The following is a 20666-nucleotide window of genomic DNA, read 5'->3' on the forward strand; positions in this document are numbered from 1 at the left end:
CGCGACTCGGTCGCGGATCAGGGGTCGAAATTAGGGGTCGAGGATCCGCTGAAACCGGCGCTGGTGCGCGAGGAAGACGGAGAGGCCGAAGACGAGAACGGCGATCTGTAGGGCCTCGATTCGGAGGACAATCGTCGTCACGCCGAGCGGGAGCGGCGGTGAAGAGAGCCCCCAATCGATGAACCGGGTCGCGACGAGCAGCGTCGATGCGCCCGCGGCCAGTAACAGTCCCGGAGCGATCGGCGTGAACGTGATCCGATGGTTGGCCGGCCGTCTAAAGACGCGTCGCTCAAGGATGAACTGACCGGTGAGGACGCACGTCAGAACGGCGGTCGCAACGCCGACGCCGAGGACGCCGCCGAGCAGTTCGGCCACGAGCAACCAGACGACCCAGCCGGCGGTGAGCACGAGCGCGACGCCGAGTCGACGCGGCTGCAGGAGATCGCCGAGAGTGCTGACCGTCGCACCGACGATGCCCGTTCTGAGCAGCGAGCCACAGAAGAGCAGGCCGAGTCCGGCGAGTGCGGTCGACGATGTCGGCGAGCCGACGACCAGGCCGAACCAGAGGCCGACCGCGACCGTTTCGACGACCGCGGCCGACAGTGCGGCCGTGACGCCCACGACGCGACGGTGGGCCGTTCGACCGAGCACTCCTGGCTGGCGGAGCACGCTCATAACCGATCCCGTTTCGGCGGCACCCTTTTCGTTATGGAACGCATTCCGTGCCGACGAGAAGCGCTCGTTCCGCCGCTGAATCCTTATAAGACGGAAACGGCCCGTTCGTATCGCCGCTGCTCTGTGCCGATCACCGCCGACGGCGAGTGACGGTCGGGCCGATCGCCCCGGTATCCGTGTTCGTCTATCTGTATGAACGCGGCGATCACGGCGAACGGTCACGCCTCGAGTAGCAGCCGATTGAAACGACGAAGTAGGTCGGGTTCAGCCTCGTCGACCCGTTCAGCAGTGCGTGACGTGCTCCCCATCAGATCGAGCGTCGCGTCGCGCAATCGGCTTCGGTTCCGGCGGCCGCCGAGTAAACGACTCGTTTTGACGGACAGCCGATAGATTAGTACTCCGATAACGCCCGTCGAGCGGGGGCCGTGGCCGAAACGGTGAATAGAACTATGTATGGCGGTGTGGTCGTGGCGGATTATGCCCGAGATGGAACAACAGGACAAGACGCTGTCCGAGCTCATCGTGAAAGAAGCGGTCGAACGCGGCATGGACTCCCCGATGCGCGATTCGATCCTCGAGGCCGTCGAGGAGTCGGGCGAATCGCGATCGGGCGGCCGGTTCCCGCTCGCCGGGGCGCTGTTCGGTCTCGGTGCGGCCGTCGGGTACCTCGTAGGACGACAGTCCGAACTCGAGGAGACATCGATCGAGGACATCGAGGAGCCTGAGATCATCGAGAACGTTCGGGAGACGGCCGAGGAGGCCACCGAGACCGAGACGGTCGAAGTCGACGTCGAAACGGACTCCGGCTCGCGGCTGCCGAAAGCGCTGCTCGCGCTGGGCGTCCTCGCGGGGGCCGTCTTCCTCCGGCGTCGCCTCTCGAGTGGCGACGAGGAGGAGTGGGAGCCGATCGAGGAGTTCGAACCGGCGACGAGCACTGAACCCGACGAACACGTCGACGAGACGGACGAGGAAGACGTCGAGGACGTCGGGGAGATGGAGGGCGAACCCGAGGAACCTGAGGAACTCGGAGACGAGTCCGAGGAGTAGCGACCGGTTTCGATCGAGCCGCTGACGCGATCCGCTCCATTTTGCAGGGTTCGTCCCAGTGATCCGTGTGGTTCGCAGTAATGGGTGTGCGTCGCGACGCTGACGAAGGAGCTAAGGGCGCTACGCTGACAGTATCTATTCAATGGAGACGACCCACCGCGCGTTCGTCGGCGACGCTCGCGACCTCTCGTGCGTTGCTGACAGCTCCGTCGAACTCGTCGTCACGTCCCCACCGTATCCGATGATCGAGATGTGGGACGACCTCTTCGCGGAGCTCGATCCCGCCATCGGCGACGCGCTGGCGTCCGGTGACGGTCGCGGCGCGTTCGAGGGGATGCACGCCCAGCTCGAGGCCGTCTGGGACGAACTCGAGCGGGTGCTGGTCGACGGCGGGATCGCCTGCATCAACGTGGGCGACGCGACTCGCTCGATCGACGGCAGTTTTCGGGTCTACCAGAACCACGCTCGCGTTCTCGAGGCGTTCGAGGAACGGGGATTCGAGCCGTTGCCGGACGTCCTCTGGCGCAAACCGGCCAACAGCGCGGCCAAGTTCATGGGCAGCGGGATGATCCCGCCGAACGCCTACGTCACGCTAGAACACGAGTACGTCCTGATCTTTCGGAAGGGCGAAACGAGCCGCACGTTCGAGCCACGCGCCGACCGGCGGTACGAGGCGGCCTACTTCTGGGAGGAGCGCAACCGTTGGTTCTCGGACGTCTGGACCGACGTGACGGGAGAGCTACAGTCGATCGATATCGTCGACGACGAGCTCCGGGAGCGGTCGGCAGCCTACCCGCTCGAAATCCCCTATCGGTTGATCTGTATGTACTCCGCCTACGGCGATACCGTCCTCGACCCCTTCTGGGGGACCGGCACGACCACGCTCGCGGCCATGTGCGCCGGCCGGCACTCGGTCGGCGTCGAACTCGAGGACGCCTTCCTCGAGCTGTTCGACGAGCGAGTCGACGAGGTGCCCGCGCTGTCGCGATCGGTCGGCCGCGCGCGCCTCGAACGCCACCGGTCGTTCGTCGAGCAGCGCCAAGCGGAGGGCGAGTCCCTGGAGTACGAGGCCGACCATTACGAGATGCCGGTCGTGACGAAGATGGAACGCGGGATCCGACTCCGCGAAGTGCGGTCGATCGACCGAACTGACGACGGCTACCAGGTCGGGCACGCGCCGCTGGCGCGCGAGTAACGGGGCTCGATCGCCGCGACGCCGGCCGACACGCTCACGATCGGTAATCAGTTTCACCCACTGAAACTGAAACCGACGCGAACTTTTTACTCGTGCCGACCGCAGCAGGGGGTATGGTTCGCGGTCTCGAGGAATCCGAAGCGATTCCAGTATCTACACTCGCCGTCGGCTCGTCGGAGTGGATCCGAACGGTGACGGCGGGGCTCGCAGACGAGTCGGTGACCGTACTCGAAGCCGTCTCGACTGCGGCCGAACTGACGGCGGACCGACTCGACGCGGCCGATTGCGTCCTGACGGACGATCGGGACGTGCTCACGGCCGTCGACGGAATCTGTCCGGTCATCTACGCCGTCGATCCGGCAGCTGACGAATCGATCGACCGGCTCCAAAACGACGGTGCCGACGAAGTGGTCGCCAAGACGTCCATTCGGGAACCCCCGCTGTTAGCCCACCGGCTCCGGCGGACGGTCCAGCTCGCGTCGGTGCGGCCGCCGACCGACCGCGAGGCGGCGTGGTATCGAACGGTGATCGAACAGTCGTCAGATCTGTTGGTCGTCATCGACGATACCGGCGAAATAACGTATGTCAGCCCGGACATTGAACGCGTCGGCGGATTCGACCGGGACGAGCTGCGCGGCTCGGACATTCTCGAGTACGTCCATCCCGACGACCAGCAGACGGTAACCGACGAGTTCGAGGCCGTTACATCGAGCGACCTCGGTACGACGCGGACCGTCGAATACACGTGCCGGCACGGGGACGGCTCCTGGTACGTTCACAAGGCCGCCCTCACGAACCGCCTCGATGACGGCCTCGTCGACGGCGTCATCGCGTCCGTTCGAGACATCACCGAGTACCACCGCATCGAACGAGAGCTGACCGAGTCTTTCAAGCGAGTGACCGACGCGTTTTACGCCCTCGATCGCGACTGGCGCTTTACGTACGTCAACGACCGCGCCCTCGAGCGACTCGATCTCGAGCGATCAGACCTGCTCGGTCGAGAGATACTCGACGTCTTCCCGGAGATGGACGGCACGGTGTTCCAGCGCGAAGCCCTCGAGGCGATGGACAGCCAGGAATCGCGCACGATCGAGGCATACCTCGAATCATACGACGCGTGGGTCGAGGCGCGGCTCTATCCGTCGCCCTCGGGGCTCTCCGTCTACTGGCGAGACGTGACCGAGCGCGTCGAGCGCAAGCGGGATCTGGCCGAGCGGACGGAGCGGTTGCAGACGCTGGTCGAGAACGTGCCCGTCGTCCTGTTCGTCCTCGACGAGGACGGCACTGTCATGTTGCTAGAGGGACGCGGGCTCGAGAACGTCGCCGTCGACTCGGCGGACGTCGTCGGCGCGTCGTTTTTCGATCTGTTCGACGACTATCCCGACGTCCGTACAAACGCGAAGACGGCGCTCGACGGGGAGCGGGTCCATGCCCAGAGCCGCATTGACGACCGTGTCTTCGAGATCTGGTACCGCCCGATCGTCGACGGCGGCGACGTCGATCGCGTGATCGGAGTCGCCAGCGACGTTACCGAACGCGTCCAGTACCAGAACGCGCTCAACGCGTTACACGAGGCGACCGGGCACCTGCTGACCGTCGAGTCCGAGCAAGCGGCCTGCGAATACATCGTCGACGTCGCGACCGATGTCCTCGACCTCGACAGCGTTGTCTACCGGTTCGACGATCAGAACAACGAACTCGAGCCGGCGGCGCACTCACCGGCCCTCAAATCGACGTTCGGCTCGCCGCCGCTGTTGGGGCCGAACGACAGCATCGCCTGGGAGACGTTCGTCACCGGCGAGGCGGCCGTCTTCGACGACGTCCAGACCGAAGATGCCGTCTATAACGGTGAGACAGCCGCCCAAAGCGGTCTCTATGTTCCGCTTGGCGAACACGGCGTTCTCGTCGCGCTCTCGACCGACGCCGGGCGGTACGACACCGACACCGTCGAACTCGCACGGCTGTTCGCGACGGCGGCCGAAGCTGCACTGGATCGGATCGGTCGGACCCGCCGGCTCCACGACCGCGAGCGCGAACTGAAACGGCAGAACCGCCATCTCGAGCGCCTCAACGACGCAAACGAGATGCGACAGGAGATCGAGCAGCTCCTCCTGATGGCCGATTCCCGGGCCGAGATCGAGCGCGGGGTCCCCGAGCGCCTCGCCGACCTCGAGGCGTGTTCGATGGCCTGGATCGGCGAGCCCGATCCGAGCGGTAACCGACTGCAGCCGCGGTCTCACGCCGGATCCGACCGCGGCTATCTCGACGCGGTGACGGTGACGACGGTCGACGAATCGGCCGCCGAGCCCACCGGTCGGGCAGCCCGCACGCGAGCGCCGGTCTCTGTCGAGAACGTCGCGGAGTCGGTCCGCGACGGCGAGTGGCGCGGGACGGCGCTCTCGCAGAACTTCCAGTCGGTGTACGCGGTGCCGCTCATCTACGACGGCTTCCTCTACGGTGTCCTCTCGATCTATGGCGAGGAGCGCAACGCGTTCGACGAGACGTTCCGCGAAATTCTGGCGGAACTCGGCGAAACGATCGCCTACGCGATCGACGCCGTCAAGCGCAAGAACGCGTTGCTGGGCGACACCCGAACCGAAGTGGAACTCGAGGTCGCGGCCGACGCGACGCTGTGTCGGCTCGCCGCCTCCCTCGGCGAACCCGTGACCTACGAGGGTGCGACGGCGCAGGCCGACGGCTCTCAGCTCGTCTTCGCCGCCGTCGAAGGACCGGTCGACGATGCGGCCGAGATCGGTGATCACTCGACGGTCGAGGGAATCAGCGACCTATCGACGATCGCCAACTACGAGGGCGAAACGTTACTTCAGCTTCGACTGAGCGGCCCCTTCTTGGGGTCGCTCGTCGGTACGCACGGCGCGCGGTTACGAGAGTTCGCCGCCCACGAATCGGGCGGTCGTGCGATTATCGACGTGCCAGACGCGATCGAGATCCGGGAAGTCCTCGCCGGCATCAACCGGAGCGGGCCGTCGGTCTCGATGGTCGCTCGTCGCGAGCAGGCCACGTCGGACCGCTCGACGCTCGGCGGCCCCGCGCGCAACGCGTTACTCGAGACGTTCACTGACCGCCAACGCGAGGTCGTGCAGACGGCGTATCACGGCGGCTTCTTCGAGTGGCCGCGACGGGCGACCGGCGAGGAGATCGCCGACTCGCTGGCGATTTCCTCGCCCGCCTTTCACAAACACGTTCGGTCCGCCGAGCGGAAGCTGTTTGCGGCGCTGTTCGAGGGGTCGGCCGCCGGTGACGTTAACTGATTAACCATCGTCTGAATCGGCTGTTACACAGTTAACGATCAGGCTCTTTGCAACGAACCATGAAGGAAGGGATGACTTCCCACTGAACGTACTGGGGGTACGTACGATATATGACAGAGATGACTTCACGATCACCGTCGACCGCGATGGGGGACCACTATTCCGTGCAGTACGATCGACTCAACGACGAACCGCTCAGCGTTGCCGTGGCAGACGCCGTCGCAACGTTTCAAAACGAGGACGTGACCGACCTCGAACCGCTCCACCACTCGATCAACGCCGACGCGCTCGAGCGGCTGTTCGAACCGCGGCCAAACGGCCTCCGCTCGAGCGGCTCGATAACGTTCGAGTACAGCGACTGTCTAGTGACGATCACCGCCGACGGCGAGATCCGCATCGAATCGGCCTGAAGACGCTACTGCCAGCGCATCACTCGCCACGTTCATTTTTGACCCGGCTTCCGAGAGAGCCGCGGCGCTCGGTCGGCGGTTCGCACCGTCCCATAGACGTAAGCGCCTCGGGGTTGAACGCCGGGGCATGTTCGCACGGATCCTCGTTCCGACCGACGGGAGCGACCCCGCGACGGCGGCGCTAGAACACGCACTGGACGTCGCCGCCGACGTGGGAGCGACGGTCCACTTGCTCACCGTCGCCGACACGAACGAGCCCAGCCTCACGCGACTCGGCGGCGACGTCGTCGACGTTCTCGAGCGAGAGAGCAACGAAATCGTATCGGATGCCGCCGAACTGGCCGAGCAACGGAACGTCTCGGTCGTAACGGACGTCGTCCAGGGCGATCCCCGCTCGGCACTCGTCGAGTACACCACGACCGACGAGTTCGATCTGGTCGTAATGGGTGCGCACGGTCGACGTGGGCTCGGCGAGTACGTCCTCGGGAGCGTCACTGACCACGTCGTGAACCGAAGCGATGTGCCGGTGCTGACGGTTCGACCGGTCGACGACGCGCCGTCGACGTACCCCTATGCAGATATCCTGGTTCCGACCGACGGCAGCGACCACGCCACGGCGGCGCTGGAACTGGGTGCGACAGTTGCCGCCGACCACGGCGCACGGCTGCATCTCCTCTCCGTCGTCGACGAACTCCCCGAGGTGGTCGAGGCCGAGACGGCACAGCTCTCTGCACAACTCGAGGCGAACGTTCAAGAGATCTTAGACGAGGCGGAGGCGGCCGCCAGAGAGGCCGGCGTCGAAGACGTGACGACCACGCTCGCGGCCGGCTCGACGCCGCGGGAAGTGACGTCCTACGCCGAGGAGAACGGAATCGACCTCGTCGTCATGGGGACACACGGCCACACCGGTCTCGACCGATATCTGCTCGGGGGCTTTACCGAGCGCGTGATCCGGACGTCTCCGGTTCCCGTTCTCACGACGACGCGAGCCGACAGCGACCGGTTCGACTGAAACAAGTCGACCACATCGATTGTCTCAATCTGTCGATGACGTTAGAAAAAGTACTAATATTGCGATCCGAAATCGATATAAGATGACTGCCCAGACGGTGTTTTCGCGTTCGATGGTGATCGACCCGTGACCGCAGAATCGCTTCCGTCGATCGATCGGGTTCGCTCCGAGATCACGAGGACCCGACTCCGAGCCGCGTTCGTCGTTCTCATTCTCCTCTCGGCCGCGGTCGTCGCCAGTGCGGCGGCGTCGGGCGGTCTCTCGACGGCGTCGAAGGAGGACGTTCCGAACGCGCCGACGACGACAAACCACACGGTCGTCACCGAATCGGGGCGAGCGGGAACGATCACCGCCTACGCGCCCGACGGCGACGTGGCCTATTACAACAACACGCGCACGAAGTACTTCGACGTCGACCCCGTGGAGGGCCAGCCTCTGACCGTCGAATACGCCGCGACGGACACGATCCACACGGAGGGGCCGACCTGTGGCTCGCCGCCGTGTACTCGCAACGTCATCGAGCGCGCTAACCTCTCGACCGGCGAGGTCGAGGTGCTCTATAAGCGCTACGACCCGAACGAACTCGCCGCCGAGTGGCACGACGTAGACCGCATCAACGAGACTCACTTCGCCGTCGCCGACATGGTCTCGGATCAGGTGTTCATCGTCAACACCGAGACGGAGATCGTCGACTGGCTCTGGGACGCCCAGAGCGACTTCCCGCTCGAGGGCGGCCACTCCTACCCCCGCGACTGGGCCCACATCAACGACGTCGAGTACATCGAGAGCGGGCAGATGGAAGGACGGATCATGGTCAGTCTGCGCAATCAGGACCAGGTCGTCTTTCTCGACCGACAGAAGGGGCTGCTTGAAAACTGGACGGTCGGAGGCGAAAACGAACACGACATCCTGAACGAACAGCACAACCCGGACTACATCCCCGAGAGTCAGGGCGGCCCCGCCGTCATCGTCGCCGACTCGGAGAACGCCCAGATCAAAGAATTCCAGCGTGAGAACGGGGAGTGGAACCGAACCTGGACCTGGGAGGACGATCAGATCCAGTGGCCCCGCGACGCCGATCGTCTGCCCAACGGCAACACGCTCATCGCCGACACCCACGGTAACCGCGTGCTGGAGGTCAACGAGTCCGGCGACATCGTCTGGCAGGTTGCGTCGTCGCTGCCCTACGAGGCCGAGCGCCTCGAGACCGGCGACGAGAGCACCGGCGGACAAAGCGCGGCCGCATTGGGCCTCGAGTCGAACACGGCGGCCGAGAGCGGTGGCGAGGGAAGTGACGGACTGTTCGGCTTCAAGCCGCTCAAGTTCCTCGGCGGGCTCGTCGAGACGGTCCTCCCGCATCGGATTTACAACGCCCTCCTCTTCGTGAGTCCGGTCTGGATGGGGGCCTCGGAGTTCGCCGCCGTCGGCATCGCGTTGCTGACCGGGCTGGCGTGGGCCGGCTCGGAACTCAAGTGGCGACTCCACGACGCCGGTATCAGACTTCGCCTTCCAGTCTACCGACAGGGAGACTGATCGCCGCGAGAACGCGTCCCGTCTGGTTTGAGTTGCTCTTTTCCGCCGTCTCGTTGCCGTTCCTCATGCCAGTAGATGGCCGCCGAACAGATAGAGCCCGGCGAGGATCGACTCGAACGAGAGCGAGCCGGCGGCCGACAGGGCGACGAACGTCCGGGCGTCCATCTCCGAGAGCCCGGCGGGAACGGTCAGTAGGCCGCGAACGAACAACATCGTATTGCTCACCGGAATGGCGATCGCACCCCACCGATCGAACCAGCCGTCGAACCGCTCGAGGCGTGACTCGGTGACCGGGAACCAGCGCTTTTGCAGGACGTACTCTCGACCCCCGCGACGGACGAGACAGAAGAGACAGAACTGGCCGATCGTCGTGCCGACGACCGCGAGGACGACGATCACGAGCGCCTGGGTGATCGTCGAGCCGATCAGCGCCAGCGCGGCCGGCACGACGAGTTCGCTCGGCATAAATCGCAGGAGCATCGCACCCTCGAGGATACAGATCCCGAAGAACACCGCGAACGCGACCTCTGACGCGAACATCGACTCGAGCCAGGGCGGCGTCCCCTCGAGTTGCAACGGACTCATGCCCCGTTCGTAATTCGCCCCGCTTGTAATTATTGTTGGTTCGACGGGCTGAACTGCGGTTCGAGGGGCGCGTCGACGGGCGACGATCGCGGTCGACCGCTACCGCTCGAGGACCGGACCGTTTGGACCGCTCGAGCCGAACCGCAAGGTATGTCAGGTAGTTGGCCGAACGGTCGGTCGATGGAGACGGGCCGAATCTTGTTTCTCACGGGCGCGTTCGCGACCCACGCCGTCGTCGGCTACGCGCTGGTCTCTGGCTTTACCGATGCCGATCCCCGGCTCGGACTCGCCTTCGGTCTCCTCCCCGACGCGGACTTCCTCTTTCCGGGAGCGCTGGACTGGCCGTTCGTCCACCGCGGGATCACGCACACGCCGCTGTTCGCGCTGGCGGTCGTCGCCGGAATCTACGCGGCCGCTCGCGACCGAGACCTCGCGGCCGCCGTCTCGCTGGCGATCGGCTCACACCTCGCGATCGATTCGCTCTCACCGAAGGGGATCGACTGGCTGTTCCCAGAGCGGACAGGATGGAGCCCCGGTCTGGCGGTTCATAGCCCCGAAGCGACCGCGCTGCTCTGGACGGCGGCGATCGCGATTCTCGTCTGGCGGGCCGACGATTACCCGTTGGTTGGGTGAGGATCGCCGCGAATCCGCGCGCCTCAGTGGATCGCTCCCGGCCAGACGGTCGCTATGCCCAACGACGTAGCCAGCGCGCTCGAGCCGACGAGCAAGACGGCGCGGTTGATCCGCGAGTTCTTGGATTTGAACCAGTCGAGCGTCACGTGTCGCCGCCAAACGGGTGCGAACGGAGTGATTCCCATCGGCGTCACGACGTCGCCCGCGAGATGGGCGAGGATGCCGCCGGTCCCGACGAGGAAGCCGAATCGAAACGCCCCCGGAATCGCGGGGAACGCGAGTGCGGTCCCGACGCCGACGGCGAGTCCGACGAGCACGGCGAACCAGACGGTATGCGTCGGCCCTCGGTGGTCGATCAGCGGTAGCCGCTGATCGACGTCCGGGACGTTGGCGACGCCAACGGCGATCAGCGCCCCCAGCAGCGCCACCTCGATCGACGCGGCACCGGCGACGACCGGCAGAAACGGTGCGTACAGCAGGGCGTTGAACCCCGAGTGTCCCTCCTGATACATACGGTAGCCGATCGCTCGTCCGGTTCGAATGGGGATTACGTTGTCGGATGATCGAGGCGTTCGTCGCGACGGAACGGCCTCGTCGCCGTGACGGCGCTTACCGTACTGCGCGGACGCCGAACGCGGACACCGAGATGCCGCCGATCAGTACCGGCATCCAGTAGATCGCGCCGCGGAAGATGAGGACGGCCGCGGTGACCGCCGACGCCGGAATTCCGGTCGTCGGCACGAGCAGCGTGACGAACGCGGCCTCGATCCCGCCGAGCCCGCCGGGTAACGGGGCCGCACCCGCGAGGTTCGCGAGGGGAATCGCGAACAGGAGGACGTACGGCGGCACGCTGTGGCCGAGCGCGGCGAACGCGACCATGAGTGCTGCCGTCTGAAAGAGCCAGCCACACAGCGACAGACCGACGACGGCGGTGAGCCGCCACCGATCGGTCGCCACGCGCTCGATGTTCTCGAAGAACCGCCCCAGCCGATCCCGGAGGTCTTCCTCGAGCGTCTCGGACTCGAAGCGCTCGAGCCCGAGCTTACCGAGTCGGGGCGCGATGATGCCGGGAAGCCGGTCGATGATCCGCTGGTGGTACCGCCACACTAGCACCATGGCGATGACGATCGCCGCGATCAGCACGACCGCCGAGCCGACGGCCGTTGCGAGGCGGTCGCCGAGCGCGGCGGTGGTCGCGTAGTAGCCGACGCCGATGAGAATGAGCGAAATGGACGGGACGACGTTGAGGACGTCGACGCTGGCGATGCCGACGAGGCCGGTCTCGTAGCGGGCGTCGGACGTCTTCGAGATGAGCAGCGCCGCGACCGGTTCGCCGCCGGCCTGCCCGAACGGGGTGACGTTGTTCGCGAAGACGGCACCGGCGTAGACGAAAAACGACCTGACGAGCGGTACGTGGACGCCCAGGGCCGCGAGAACGGTTCGGAGCATCAGGCTCCAAGCGGCCAGCCAGCAGAGCGCGAGAGCGAACGTGCCGGCGATCAGCGACGGATCGGCGGACAGCAGCGAGTTGAGTATCCGGCGGGCACCGACGGCGAAGAACAGGACGGCAAAAACCGCAATCGTCCCGACGCCCCCGATGATAAATGCGCGCCGATTTCGCTCGTCCATAACCGATATCGATCACCAGCAAACTTGAAACGTCTGATCGACGCTTGCAAGTAGCAGCGTCCGGTACCGCTGCGTCCGCCACCGTTCAATCGATTTATTGGCGTGGAGCCGAGTGTCGTCAGTAATGGACAGGGCTTGTCAGTCGAACGTCCTCTTTGTCGTTCTGGACACAGTCCGGAAGGGCCATCTCGGCCCGTACGGCTACGAGCGGGGGACGACGCCCGAACTCTCGCGGTTTGCCGAGGAGGCGACCGTCTTCGAGTCGGCGGTCGCCCCAGCGCCGTGGACGCTGCCGGTACACGCCTCGCTGTTTACCGGCCGCTATCCCAGCCAACACGGGGCCGACCAGGGGAGTCCGTATCTCGAGGGCGAGACGACCCTCGCGTCGACCCTGGCGGCGGCCGGCTACGACACGGCGTGTTACTCTTCGAACGCTTGGATCACCCCCTACACCGGGCTCACCGACGGCTTCGACGAGCAGGACTCGTTTTTCGAGGTGCTCCCGGGTGACGTCCTCTCGGGGCCGCTGGCCAGCGCATGGCAGGCGGTCAACGACAACGACTACCTCCACAGCCTAGCATCGAAGCTCGTCCACCTCGGTGCGATGGCCCACTCTAAACTCGCAAGCGGTGAGGGTGCTGACTCGAAGACGCCGTCGGTCATCAACCGCACGAAGTCCTTTATCGACGACAGCGACAGCGACGACGGCTGGTTCGCCTTCGTCAACCTGATGGACGCCCACCTGCCGTACTACCCGCCCGCGGAGTACCGCGAGGAGTTTGCCCCCGGCGTCGATCCGGACGAGGTCTGCCAGAACTCCAAAGAGTTCAATTCGGGCGCACGGGACATCGACGACGAGGAATGGGAAGCCATCCGTAGCCTGTACGACGCCGAGATCGCCCACATGGACGCCGAACTCGGCCGCCTGTTTGCGTGGCTGCGCGAGACCGGCCAGTGGGACGATACGACCGTCGTCGTTGCGGCCGACCACGGCGAACTCCACGGCGAACACGACCTCTACGGCCACGAGTTCGCCCTCTACGACCAGCTAATCAACGTCCCGCTGCTGGTCAAACACCCCGATCTCGAGGCCGATCGGCGCGACGACCTCGTCGAACTGCTCGACTGCTACCACACGGTGCTTGATGCGACCGGCGTCGACCCCGGTGCGGTCGGTGCGACCGCCGGCGCAGACGGTGCCGTCGACCGCGATCCGACGCGCTCGCTGCTCTCAAGCGAGTATCGATCGTTCGACGGTGCGAGCGAGGCCGATCCCGGTCAGCGGGCCGTTCTCGGAAACGAGGCCGAGGACACGAGTGACGTCGACGGCGACTACGCGTTCGTCGAGTACGCCCAGCCGGTCATCGAACTCCACCACCTAGAGGAGAAAGCAAGCGAGGCCGGGATCGACCTCCCCGACGACCACCGGGCGTACTCCCGGCTGCGGGCCGCCCGTCGTACCGACGCGAAGTACGTCCGTGCAGACCGCATCCCCGACGAGGGCTATCGGCTCGACGAGGACCCGGCCGAGACGTCGCCGATCGATCCGGCCGACGACGAGACCGTCGCCGCGACCGAACGGGCACTCGCCCGATTCGAAGAGGCCGTCGGCGGCGCATGGGACAACCCCGACGAGCGAGTCGCCGACGCCAACGATGCGCTGGCCGACGCCGACGAGGAGACCCGCGACCGACTGCGCGAACTCGGCTACCTCGAGTAACGAAACGGGTAGTACCGACCGCTGCAAATTCGGTGTCACTGCCGGCGTATCGGCACAACAAACCGGATAACGTGACTTTCCGGGAACCAATAAGAATACGTAGGTCGACTCGAAAGAGAGCCACAACTAATGCAGGACCAGCACTTCCTCGAATCGGACTGGGACTACTGTCTGGTGCTGGATGCGTGTCGGTACGACGTGTTCAGCGAGGTGTACGACGAGTACCTTGACGGGACGTTGGAGAAGCGCCGAAGTGTCGGATCGTCGACGCCGGAGTGGGCCTACCGGACGTTTACCGAGGAGCACGATATCGCGTATTTCTCTGGAAATCCCTTTATCAACGATCTGGGCATCCCGCTGAACGAACTCAAGTGGGGCGCCAGTTGCGACTACGAGTGGTCTGCATCCAACCACATCAGCAACGTCTTCGACGTTTGGAAATCGGGCTGGGACGACGACCTCGGTACCGTTCCGCCGGACAGCCTCGGAGAGGCGTTCCGCGAGCATCGGGACGCCGTCGAGGCGGCCGATCGGACGGTGCTACACTACATGCAGCCACATGCACCCTACCTCGCCCGGGGGAAAGGCCAGAAGCTCAAGCAGATCCAGAAGGGGATCCGAAAGCAAGAGGAGGCCGAAAAGGACGGCGACGGCGGTGGCGGTGCGCTCTCGTCGCTCGGTGATGCGATCCGGCCCAAAGTCGAGAACAAACTCGAGGGGAGCGAACTCGCCCAGAAGGCCGGCCTCTGGCTCGAACTCGATCCGGCGGATCTCGTCAAGAACGGCACCCGCGACGCCGCGATGGCCCTTTACGAAGAGAACCTCCGAATCGCTCTCGAGTCCGTCGCCGATGTCGTGGCGGAACTCGACGGAGACGTCATCGTAACGGCCGACCACGGAGAAGCCTTCGGCGAGGAGGGCGTCTGGGAACATCACATCGAGACCTACATCCCGGCGCTCATGGAGGTGCCGTGGCTCGAAGTCGAGTAACGCCGCGAGCGAGCGAGAGCGCAACCGAAACAGAGACCGAGACGAGCGATGATGGTCGCCGACCGCGGTCGGCGACTCGGTACGTCAGACGGTAACGACGCGACGGTGTCCGAAATGAAGATCAGCCACTACTTCGAACTCGAGGATCACGTCACCGGCGGCATTCACGAGTCCGTCGTCCACCAGCGGAAGATGCTGGACCGACTCGACCTCTCGTATACGACCGAGCCGACTCTCGAGGCCGACATCGTTCACTGTAACCTCATGGGGCCGCGGTCGATCTGGTACGCGATGCGAGCGCGACGACGAGGTATCCCCGTTATCGCGCACACCCACGTGACCGCAGAGGACTTCGGCGAGAGTTTTCGGTTCACGAACGCCCTTGCGAAGCCGCTCAAGCCGTATCTCGAGCGGGCGTACGGACTGGCCGACGCCCTAGTCTGTCCTTCGGAGTACAACCGACGGCTGATCGAGACGTACACCGACGCGCCGACGACGGTCATCTCGAACGGTGTCGACCGCGAGAAACTCGAGGGGTTCGAATCGCTCGAGGACGAATATCGCGAACGCTACGATCTCAGCCCGCCGACCGTCTTTCTCGTCGGTCACGTCATCAAACGCAAGGGCCTCGAGACGTTCGTCAAACTGGCCCGGCGGCTGCCCGATATAGACTTCGCGTGGTTCGGCCCGCTCGACCTCTCGCTGAAGGGGCGGGAGACGACGGCGCTGATCGAGAACTCGCCCGACAACTGCACGTTCACCGGCTACGTCGACGACGTCCGCGGCGCGTACGCGGCGGGCGATATCTTCTGTTTTCCCACGCACGAGGAAAACGAAGGAATCGCGCTACTCGAGGCGATGGCCGCCGGCAAACCCGTCCTCGTCCGCGATATCGACACGTTCTCGTGGCTCGAGGACGGTACGGACTGTCTGAAGGCGTCGGGATCGAGCGTCGACGCGTTCGAGGACGCTCTCGAGCGACTCATGGACCCCGATCTCCGGGAGCGGCTCGGATCGAACGCGGCCGAACGAAGCGAAGCGTTCTCGCTCGAGACGGTCGCGAACCGCTATCAGTCGCTGTACGACGAGGTGAGCTGAATGAGGATTGGATTCTTCACGGACAGTTTCTTCCCGGAGATAGACGGCGTAACGTACACGATCAAGCTCTGGCGCGAAGAGCTAGAACGAATGGGCCACGAGGTGTACGTGATCTACCCCGACGGCGACTACGAACCCGGCGACCGCGAGATTCCCGTCCGATCGCTGCCGAACCCGTTCTACGCCGGCTACCGCATACCACTCATCCGCCGGCCGTCGACGCTCCCGGACCTCGACGTCGTCCACTGCCACGGCCCCGCGACGATCGGCCTGCTCGGCCGATACTACGCCCGGAAACACGATCTACCATCGATCTACACCCATCACACGCCCCTCGAGGAGTATTTCCACCAGAACGTCAGATTCGAGTCCGTCGCCGCCGCCCTTTCGAGGCTGTACGTACCCCTCGAGAACGCGTTTCTCGAGAGCTTCGACATCGTCACTGCTTCGACCGAACGGATCGAGCGGGACGTCGACCACGTCCAGCTCCCCGTCGGGATCGACATGGACTTCTTCCGGCCGACCGACGAGAACTGGTACCCCGACCGAACGGTGATCGGCTACAGCGGCCGGCTCAGCATGGAGAAAAACGTCAGCGAAATTCTGCGGGCCGCGGCGGAGCGTCCCGAGTACGACTTCGTCGTCGTCGGCGACGGCCCCTATCGAGACTGTCTTGAACGAAACGCCCCCGAGAACGTCGAACTCCGGGGGTTCCTCCCCCGCGAGGAGCTGCCGATTTTCTACTCCTCGATCGATACCTTCTTGACCGCCTCGACTGCCGACACGCTCGGGCTGTCGACGCTTGAGGCAAACGCCTGTGGCACCCCCGTCGCCGCCGCCGACGTGCCGCCGTTCGACCGGACGATCGGCCCCGGCAACGGCGAGCGGTTCGAATACGGCGACCTCGAGTCGATGGTCGACGCCATCGAGACCTGTTTGGCCACCGAGCGCGAGACCCGAGCGGCCGTCGAGCGCTACTCCGTCGAACACACGATGGACTACTTGGAGCAACTGTATCACGACGTACCGCTCTCGAGGGAGGAAGCGGCCGTCACGGCCGATAGTCCGTGGCGCTTCTCCGAGGAAGAGGGGAGCTAAGGAAGACACACTTGATGACAGCACGTAGTCGCTCGAGATATCGTCAGTAAGAACGCCGTTCGCGTCGAGTACTCGCGACCGAACTTGGCGAATCGCTCGAGTTCGTCATCGAGGAGCTGCGCGACTGCGGGCGTTCGCGCTTCGCGGCCGCGTCGGACGAGCGAAGTTCGGTCACCTGAGACGGCTCTCGGGTAATCGGATGCCAAAGCGTAACCCGCACGCTACGTGACTAGACGTATAATGACTGTCGACGAGGGGACCGACTCCGAGGGGAAATCGCCCGCAGCTGACGGTCGTCTGTCGCGGATCAGAAACCGTGTCGAATCGAGGATTCGAAATCGGCTCGAGCGACTTCGCTGGTGGTACGCGCTGCGAATCGGCGGCGCACCTCGCTGTGCGGTCTGTGGGGACGAAGCGGCGTGGGTCGCTATCACGGAGGACGAGCCGCGCTGTTTCAAACATATCCCGAGCGAGGGGATGGACGCGATTCGTGACGTCGAACCCGCGGATTGCTTCACAGACTGGGGTGAGACGAGCGACGACGTCTGACCAGTTCGTCATCGATCGCGGTCGACCTTGACCGACCTCGCGGTCATACCTGTGGAGTGTCTGGAGGAGTTATCGGCGGTGGTGTCGCTCTAGTCGGCTGACTGGCTTCGTATACATCGTATGTAACCTCCCCAATTTGTCCCAAACCGCCAAGAAGGCGCATCACGGATATTGATCGGTTTCGGTCTCTCGCTGACTCCTCGAACATCGATCATTCGTGAGAACGTACTGGTAGGTATACTTCAAAAACGTCTATAGAAACAGGCGGTGGTACCGTTCTTCATGAACCAAAAGCCCGCGTTTCGGGTTTCGATGCCGGACAAATCACCGAACAGTACGCTTCTCATCGGGGTATCAACTATCGGGCTCTCCAGCCTCACCGCCGTCGATTATCTGGTGAAACAGCATGACTCCGACCCGATCGGCCATATCACTACGACCAATCTCCCGGATATAACGCCGTTCGAAGAGGGAAAGCCCCGTTTACCGCTACGGCTCTATAACCTCCCGGACTTCGAATTAACAGTTCTAGTCGGTGAGATGTTCATTCCAGTCTGGGCTGCGGATCCGTTTGTAAACGCCATCGTCGAATGGGCATCGTCGTCCGAGATCGAGGAGATCACGTTTCTTCACGGCGTGCCGTTTTCACACGGACCGGACGAACACGACGTCTTTTATGTCGCTTCCTCGTCTTATCGCGATCGGCTGACCGACACCGAACTCAAGCCGCTGACCGGTGGGTATCTTGACGGTGTTGCTGGCGAACTCATGACTCGAACCCTTACCCAGTCTGCGCCACCGGTCGGTACGCTCGTTACTCCGACTCACCCACCCGGGCCTGATTTCGATGCGGCTCTCCGATTCCTCGAGGCTCTGGAAGAAAATCACGGTCTCACAATCGAGGAGACGGAACTGCAGGAACGTGCACAAGAGGTACAACAATACTACGACGAGCTCGCAACGCGGATGGAGCAACTTCACGGCGGCGAGCAATCACTGCAAAATCGTGACTTTCCCGAAGACCGTATGTTTATGTGACCGCCGAAGATCACGCAAGGCCCTCCGAGGTGGCGAACGACTGCTAAGATACCAGAGTGTGATTCAAGCTAACGGTAGCCACGAGAATAGTTCCGTGCGGCAGTCGTACCGAGTCACGAGAGAACGGGAATCCCATGCTATGTCACCGTCTGAAATTATGGTTTCAGACGTCCCTTCTAGATACTTATGGCTGACCCCATGGCTACGCTAGCGGAAGTCAACGTTTACGACGAACTCCGAGTGACGCTTCTCAACGGAACCTCGGTTGAAGGGAGGGCCAGTCCTGTCGACTATGTACCTGAAGATCACCTCCGGATCGAGATCAAAGAGGAGGACGACGACACGGAAACGACTCGATATGAGATCAGTGCAGCGTACGTCAACGGAGAGTGGGAACACCCTCGAGTTCGAAGATACAAGTACGGTGTTGAAGAAGATAAATGGGTATCCGTAGGAAAAGTTGGAGAAGCGAAGATCGCTGAACGTGATCACGGTAGCGATCACGCCTGATGCGATGGAAACGGTAGCCGCCGTCTGTCTGACCTCCCGAGAAAATGAACATGGCAGCAGCGGAGAACGGATTGGACGCTAGCGAGAGTGATGAGCAACCGGAAGCGACCGACCAACCAGAGGCGACCGAACGTCTCGCCCGGTTTCAGTTAGTCACCGATCGAGCGAACGAGTGACGGTGGCGGCTCGTTCATCGAAACGGGAACACCATCGCTACAGGAGTAACGGATACGCGACGAAACGAAACGCGAAGCAGGATAGCGACCAATCAATTAGGAAACGCGCGGGAGACACTGGCTATCCCTCGCTACCCGCCGTCCCTTCACGCCAGCGCTCGAGGATGTCCATTGCTGGGCTCGAGCTTATACCGTGAACGACGATCGACAGCAGGACAACAAACCCTATGATGGCCCAGAGTTCTTCTGCGGCGATCAGAAGCTCTACTTCTTCAAATGCCGCTTCGGCGAGAGCATGGGAGAGATAATAAAATGATCCGATTCCTCGAATGCCGAAGAAAGCGATAACGGCACGCTCTGGCCACGACGCGTCGGTTCCAACGAAGCTCAGAATACCCGCGATCGGTCTGATAACGACGATGAGCGCTATCCCAAGCAGTCCCTGGACCCACGTTAACGGTGTGAGCAACCCACCAGCGATGGCACCACCGAACAAGACGAGAACTGCCGCCATCAACAATCGCTCGACGATAACGGCGAAGTCGTGTAATTCTACGTAGTAATCGTGTTCCCATTCGAAGTGACGTAGCGTCAGCGCGGCCACGAAAACGGCGATGAATCCGTATCCAGCCAGTTGTTCGGTAATTCCGTACGCAATGAACGTCGTGGCTAGCGCTTCGACGCCCGCCATCACCTCCTCCCCGCGCCCCATCATGTCGGCTACGCTCTCCGAAGGTGGGAGTCGAAAGAGGACGCGAGCCATGGCGAGGCCGATTATATATCCGAGTCCCGTTCCAACTCCGATCTTATAGAGAACGTCGACGAGAAACCAGTCGAGGAGCCAGACCCCGCTTTCTGCGACCGTCGCCCCAGCAACGGCGATTGCCAGATTCGTGAGTGGAAAGGCCAGTCCGTCGTTGAAACCGGCTTCCGACGTGAGTGAGAACCGGACCGTCCCCCACTGATACCGCGGATCCATTTCCTCCTCGAGTTCGGTCAGCGGTGCGCCCGCGTCGATTCCAGATGCGAGTACTGGATCGGTCGGCGCGAGTACGGCCCCAAGCAGAATGGCCGTCGCTGGCAATAGTCCGAGGACCCTCCACGCGAGGATCGCCGTTAGTCCGGCCGTAAGAGGCAACGCGATACCGAGTAGTCGCCACGTGGCGGACCAATTTTGTAGGGTAAACCGACGGTCGAGCTTCAGACCCGCCCCCATGAGCGAGACGATGACGACGAGTTCGGTGATCCGCTCGGTGAGATCGGCATTCTCGATCGGATTGAGGGCAGGAGCTCCGGGCACGGATGCAAAGAGGAAGAATCCGAGTGTGACGTATATGATCGGAAATGAGAGCGGGCGGTGTTCCAGCAGCCGGGGTAAGACAGCCGTCCCTAAGAGCGCGAGGGCAATAATCACTAACCCGATTTCGTAGGCGCCCATGACTACCGATATTCACATAGACGGTCCGCTGGTGGAGTCTAGTAGCGTTGCGTATCAG

General features: G+C 63.4%; 19 protein-coding genes. 14 read left to right on the forward strand and 5 right to left on the reverse strand.

The annotated features are described in order from the left end of the window. Positions 1-30: 30 nt before the first annotated feature. The gene (locus tag ACJ70B_RS17255; RefSeq protein WP_408958225.1) at positions 31-675 is read right to left on the reverse strand and encodes a hypothetical protein; all 645 of its coding nucleotides are present in this window, start codon (positions 673-675) and stop codon (positions 31-33) included. A gap of 477 nt (positions 676-1152) precedes the next feature. On the opposite strand from ACJ70B_RS17255, the gene ACJ70B_RS17260 reads away from it, so the two are divergent. From ACJ70B_RS17260 to ACJ70B_RS17285, 6 genes are all read left to right on the forward strand, one after another. Further along, positions 1153-1722 (forward strand): hypothetical protein, encoded by a 570-nt coding sequence (locus ACJ70B_RS17260; protein ID WP_408960129.1) that lies wholly within the window; start codon positions 1153-1155, stop codon positions 1720-1722. A 142-nt stretch (positions 1723-1864) separates the two neighbouring features. Next, a complete protein-coding gene (locus tag ACJ70B_RS17265) occupies positions 1865-2917 on the forward strand; it encodes a DNA-methyltransferase (protein ID WP_408958226.1) in 1053 nt (350 codons plus the stop codon). A gap of 113 nt (positions 2918-3030) precedes the next feature. Beyond that, positions 3031-6189 (forward strand): PAS domain S-box protein, encoded by a 3159-nt coding sequence (locus ACJ70B_RS17270; protein WP_408958227.1) that lies wholly within the window; start codon positions 3031-3033, stop codon positions 6187-6189. 110 nt (positions 6190-6299) lie between these two features. After that, entirely contained in the window at positions 6300-6599 is a 300-nt protein-coding gene (locus ACJ70B_RS17275; RefSeq protein ID WP_408958228.1) for a HalOD1 output domain-containing protein, read from the forward strand. A 127-nt stretch (positions 6600-6726) separates the two neighbouring features. Beyond that, complete coding sequence (locus ACJ70B_RS17280) at positions 6727-7611, forward strand: universal stress protein (RefSeq protein ID WP_408958229.1); 885 nt, start codon at positions 6727-6729, stop codon at positions 7609-7611. Positions 7612-7737: 126 nt separating this feature from the next. Then, on the forward strand, positions 7738-9144 hold the full coding sequence (locus tag ACJ70B_RS17285) for an arylsulfotransferase family protein (RefSeq protein WP_408958230.1): 1407 nt from the start codon (positions 7738-7740) through the stop codon (positions 9142-9144). Between the two features lie 63 nt (positions 9145-9207). On the opposite strand, the gene ACJ70B_RS17290 is transcribed toward ACJ70B_RS17285, so the two are convergent. Further along, a complete protein-coding gene (locus ACJ70B_RS17290) occupies positions 9208-9729 on the reverse strand; it encodes a DedA family protein (protein ID WP_408958231.1) in 522 nt (173 codons plus the stop codon). A gap of 180 nt (positions 9730-9909) precedes the next feature. Here ACJ70B_RS17290 and ACJ70B_RS17295 point away from each other — a divergent pair, with 180 nt between their 5' ends. Further along, positions 9910-10362, forward strand: a complete 453-nt coding sequence (locus tag ACJ70B_RS17295; protein ID WP_408960130.1) for a metal-dependent hydrolase — start codon at positions 9910-9912, stop codon at positions 10360-10362. A gap of 23 nt (positions 10363-10385) precedes the next feature. Here the strand turns inward: ACJ70B_RS17295 and ACJ70B_RS17300 are convergent, their stop codons facing one another. Both ACJ70B_RS17300 and ACJ70B_RS17305 read right to left on the reverse strand, forming a co-directional pair. Further along, positions 10386-10874 carry a metal-dependent hydrolase gene (locus ACJ70B_RS17300; RefSeq protein ID WP_408958232.1) on the reverse strand — a complete coding sequence of 163 codons (489 nt, stop codon included), beginning with the start codon at positions 10872-10874 and terminating at the stop codon, positions 10386-10388. Between the two features lie 97 nt (positions 10875-10971). Beyond that, positions 10972-11991, reverse strand: coding sequence for a YbhN family protein (locus ACJ70B_RS17305; RefSeq protein WP_408958233.1), 1020 nt, complete (start codon positions 11989-11991; stop codon positions 10972-10974). Positions 11992-12115: 124 nt separating this feature from the next. Between ACJ70B_RS17305 and ACJ70B_RS17310 the strand changes: the two genes are divergently transcribed. From ACJ70B_RS17310 to ACJ70B_RS17340, 7 genes are all read left to right on the forward strand, one after another. Beyond that, positions 12116-13711, forward strand: a complete 1596-nt coding sequence (locus ACJ70B_RS17310) for a sulfatase (RefSeq protein WP_408958234.1) — start codon at positions 12116-12118, stop codon at positions 13709-13711. A 129-nt stretch (positions 13712-13840) separates the two neighbouring features. Then, positions 13841-14701 (forward strand): hypothetical protein, encoded by an 861-nt coding sequence (locus ACJ70B_RS17315; protein WP_408958235.1) that lies wholly within the window; start codon positions 13841-13843, stop codon positions 14699-14701. Positions 14702-14815: 114 nt separating this feature from the next. Further along, positions 14816-15799 carry a glycosyltransferase family 4 protein gene (locus ACJ70B_RS17320; RefSeq protein ID WP_408960131.1) on the forward strand — a complete coding sequence of 328 codons (984 nt, stop codon included), beginning with the start codon at positions 14816-14818 and terminating at the stop codon, positions 15797-15799. Then, the gene (locus ACJ70B_RS17325; protein WP_408958236.1) at positions 15800-16897 is read left to right on the forward strand and encodes a glycosyltransferase; all 1098 of its coding nucleotides are present in this window, start codon (positions 15800-15802) and stop codon (positions 16895-16897) included. 240 nt (positions 16898-17137) lie between these two features. Then, positions 17138-17446, forward strand: coding sequence for a hypothetical protein (locus tag ACJ70B_RS17330; RefSeq protein WP_408958237.1), 309 nt, complete (start codon positions 17138-17140; stop codon positions 17444-17446). Positions 17447-17728: 282 nt separating this feature from the next. Further along, complete coding sequence (locus tag ACJ70B_RS17335; protein ID WP_408958238.1) at positions 17729-18484, forward strand: proteasome assembly chaperone family protein; 756 nt, start codon at positions 17729-17731, stop codon at positions 18482-18484. A gap of 186 nt (positions 18485-18670) precedes the next feature. Then, positions 18671-18994, forward strand: a complete 324-nt coding sequence (locus ACJ70B_RS17340; protein ID WP_408958239.1) for a hypothetical protein — start codon at positions 18671-18673, stop codon at positions 18992-18994. Positions 18995-19291: 297 nt separating this feature from the next. Here ACJ70B_RS17340 and ACJ70B_RS17345 read toward each other — a convergent pair whose 3' ends face one another. After that, the gene (locus ACJ70B_RS17345) at positions 19292-20608 is read right to left on the reverse strand and encodes a cation:proton antiporter (protein WP_408958240.1); all 1317 of its coding nucleotides are present in this window, start codon (positions 20606-20608) and stop codon (positions 19292-19294) included. Positions 20609-20666: the final 58 nt, after the last annotated feature.

The organism is Natrinema sp. 74 (genome assembly GCF_046097095.1).
In the GTDB taxonomy this organism is placed as follows: domain Archaea; phylum Halobacteriota; class Halobacteria; order Halobacteriales; family Natrialbaceae; genus Natrinema.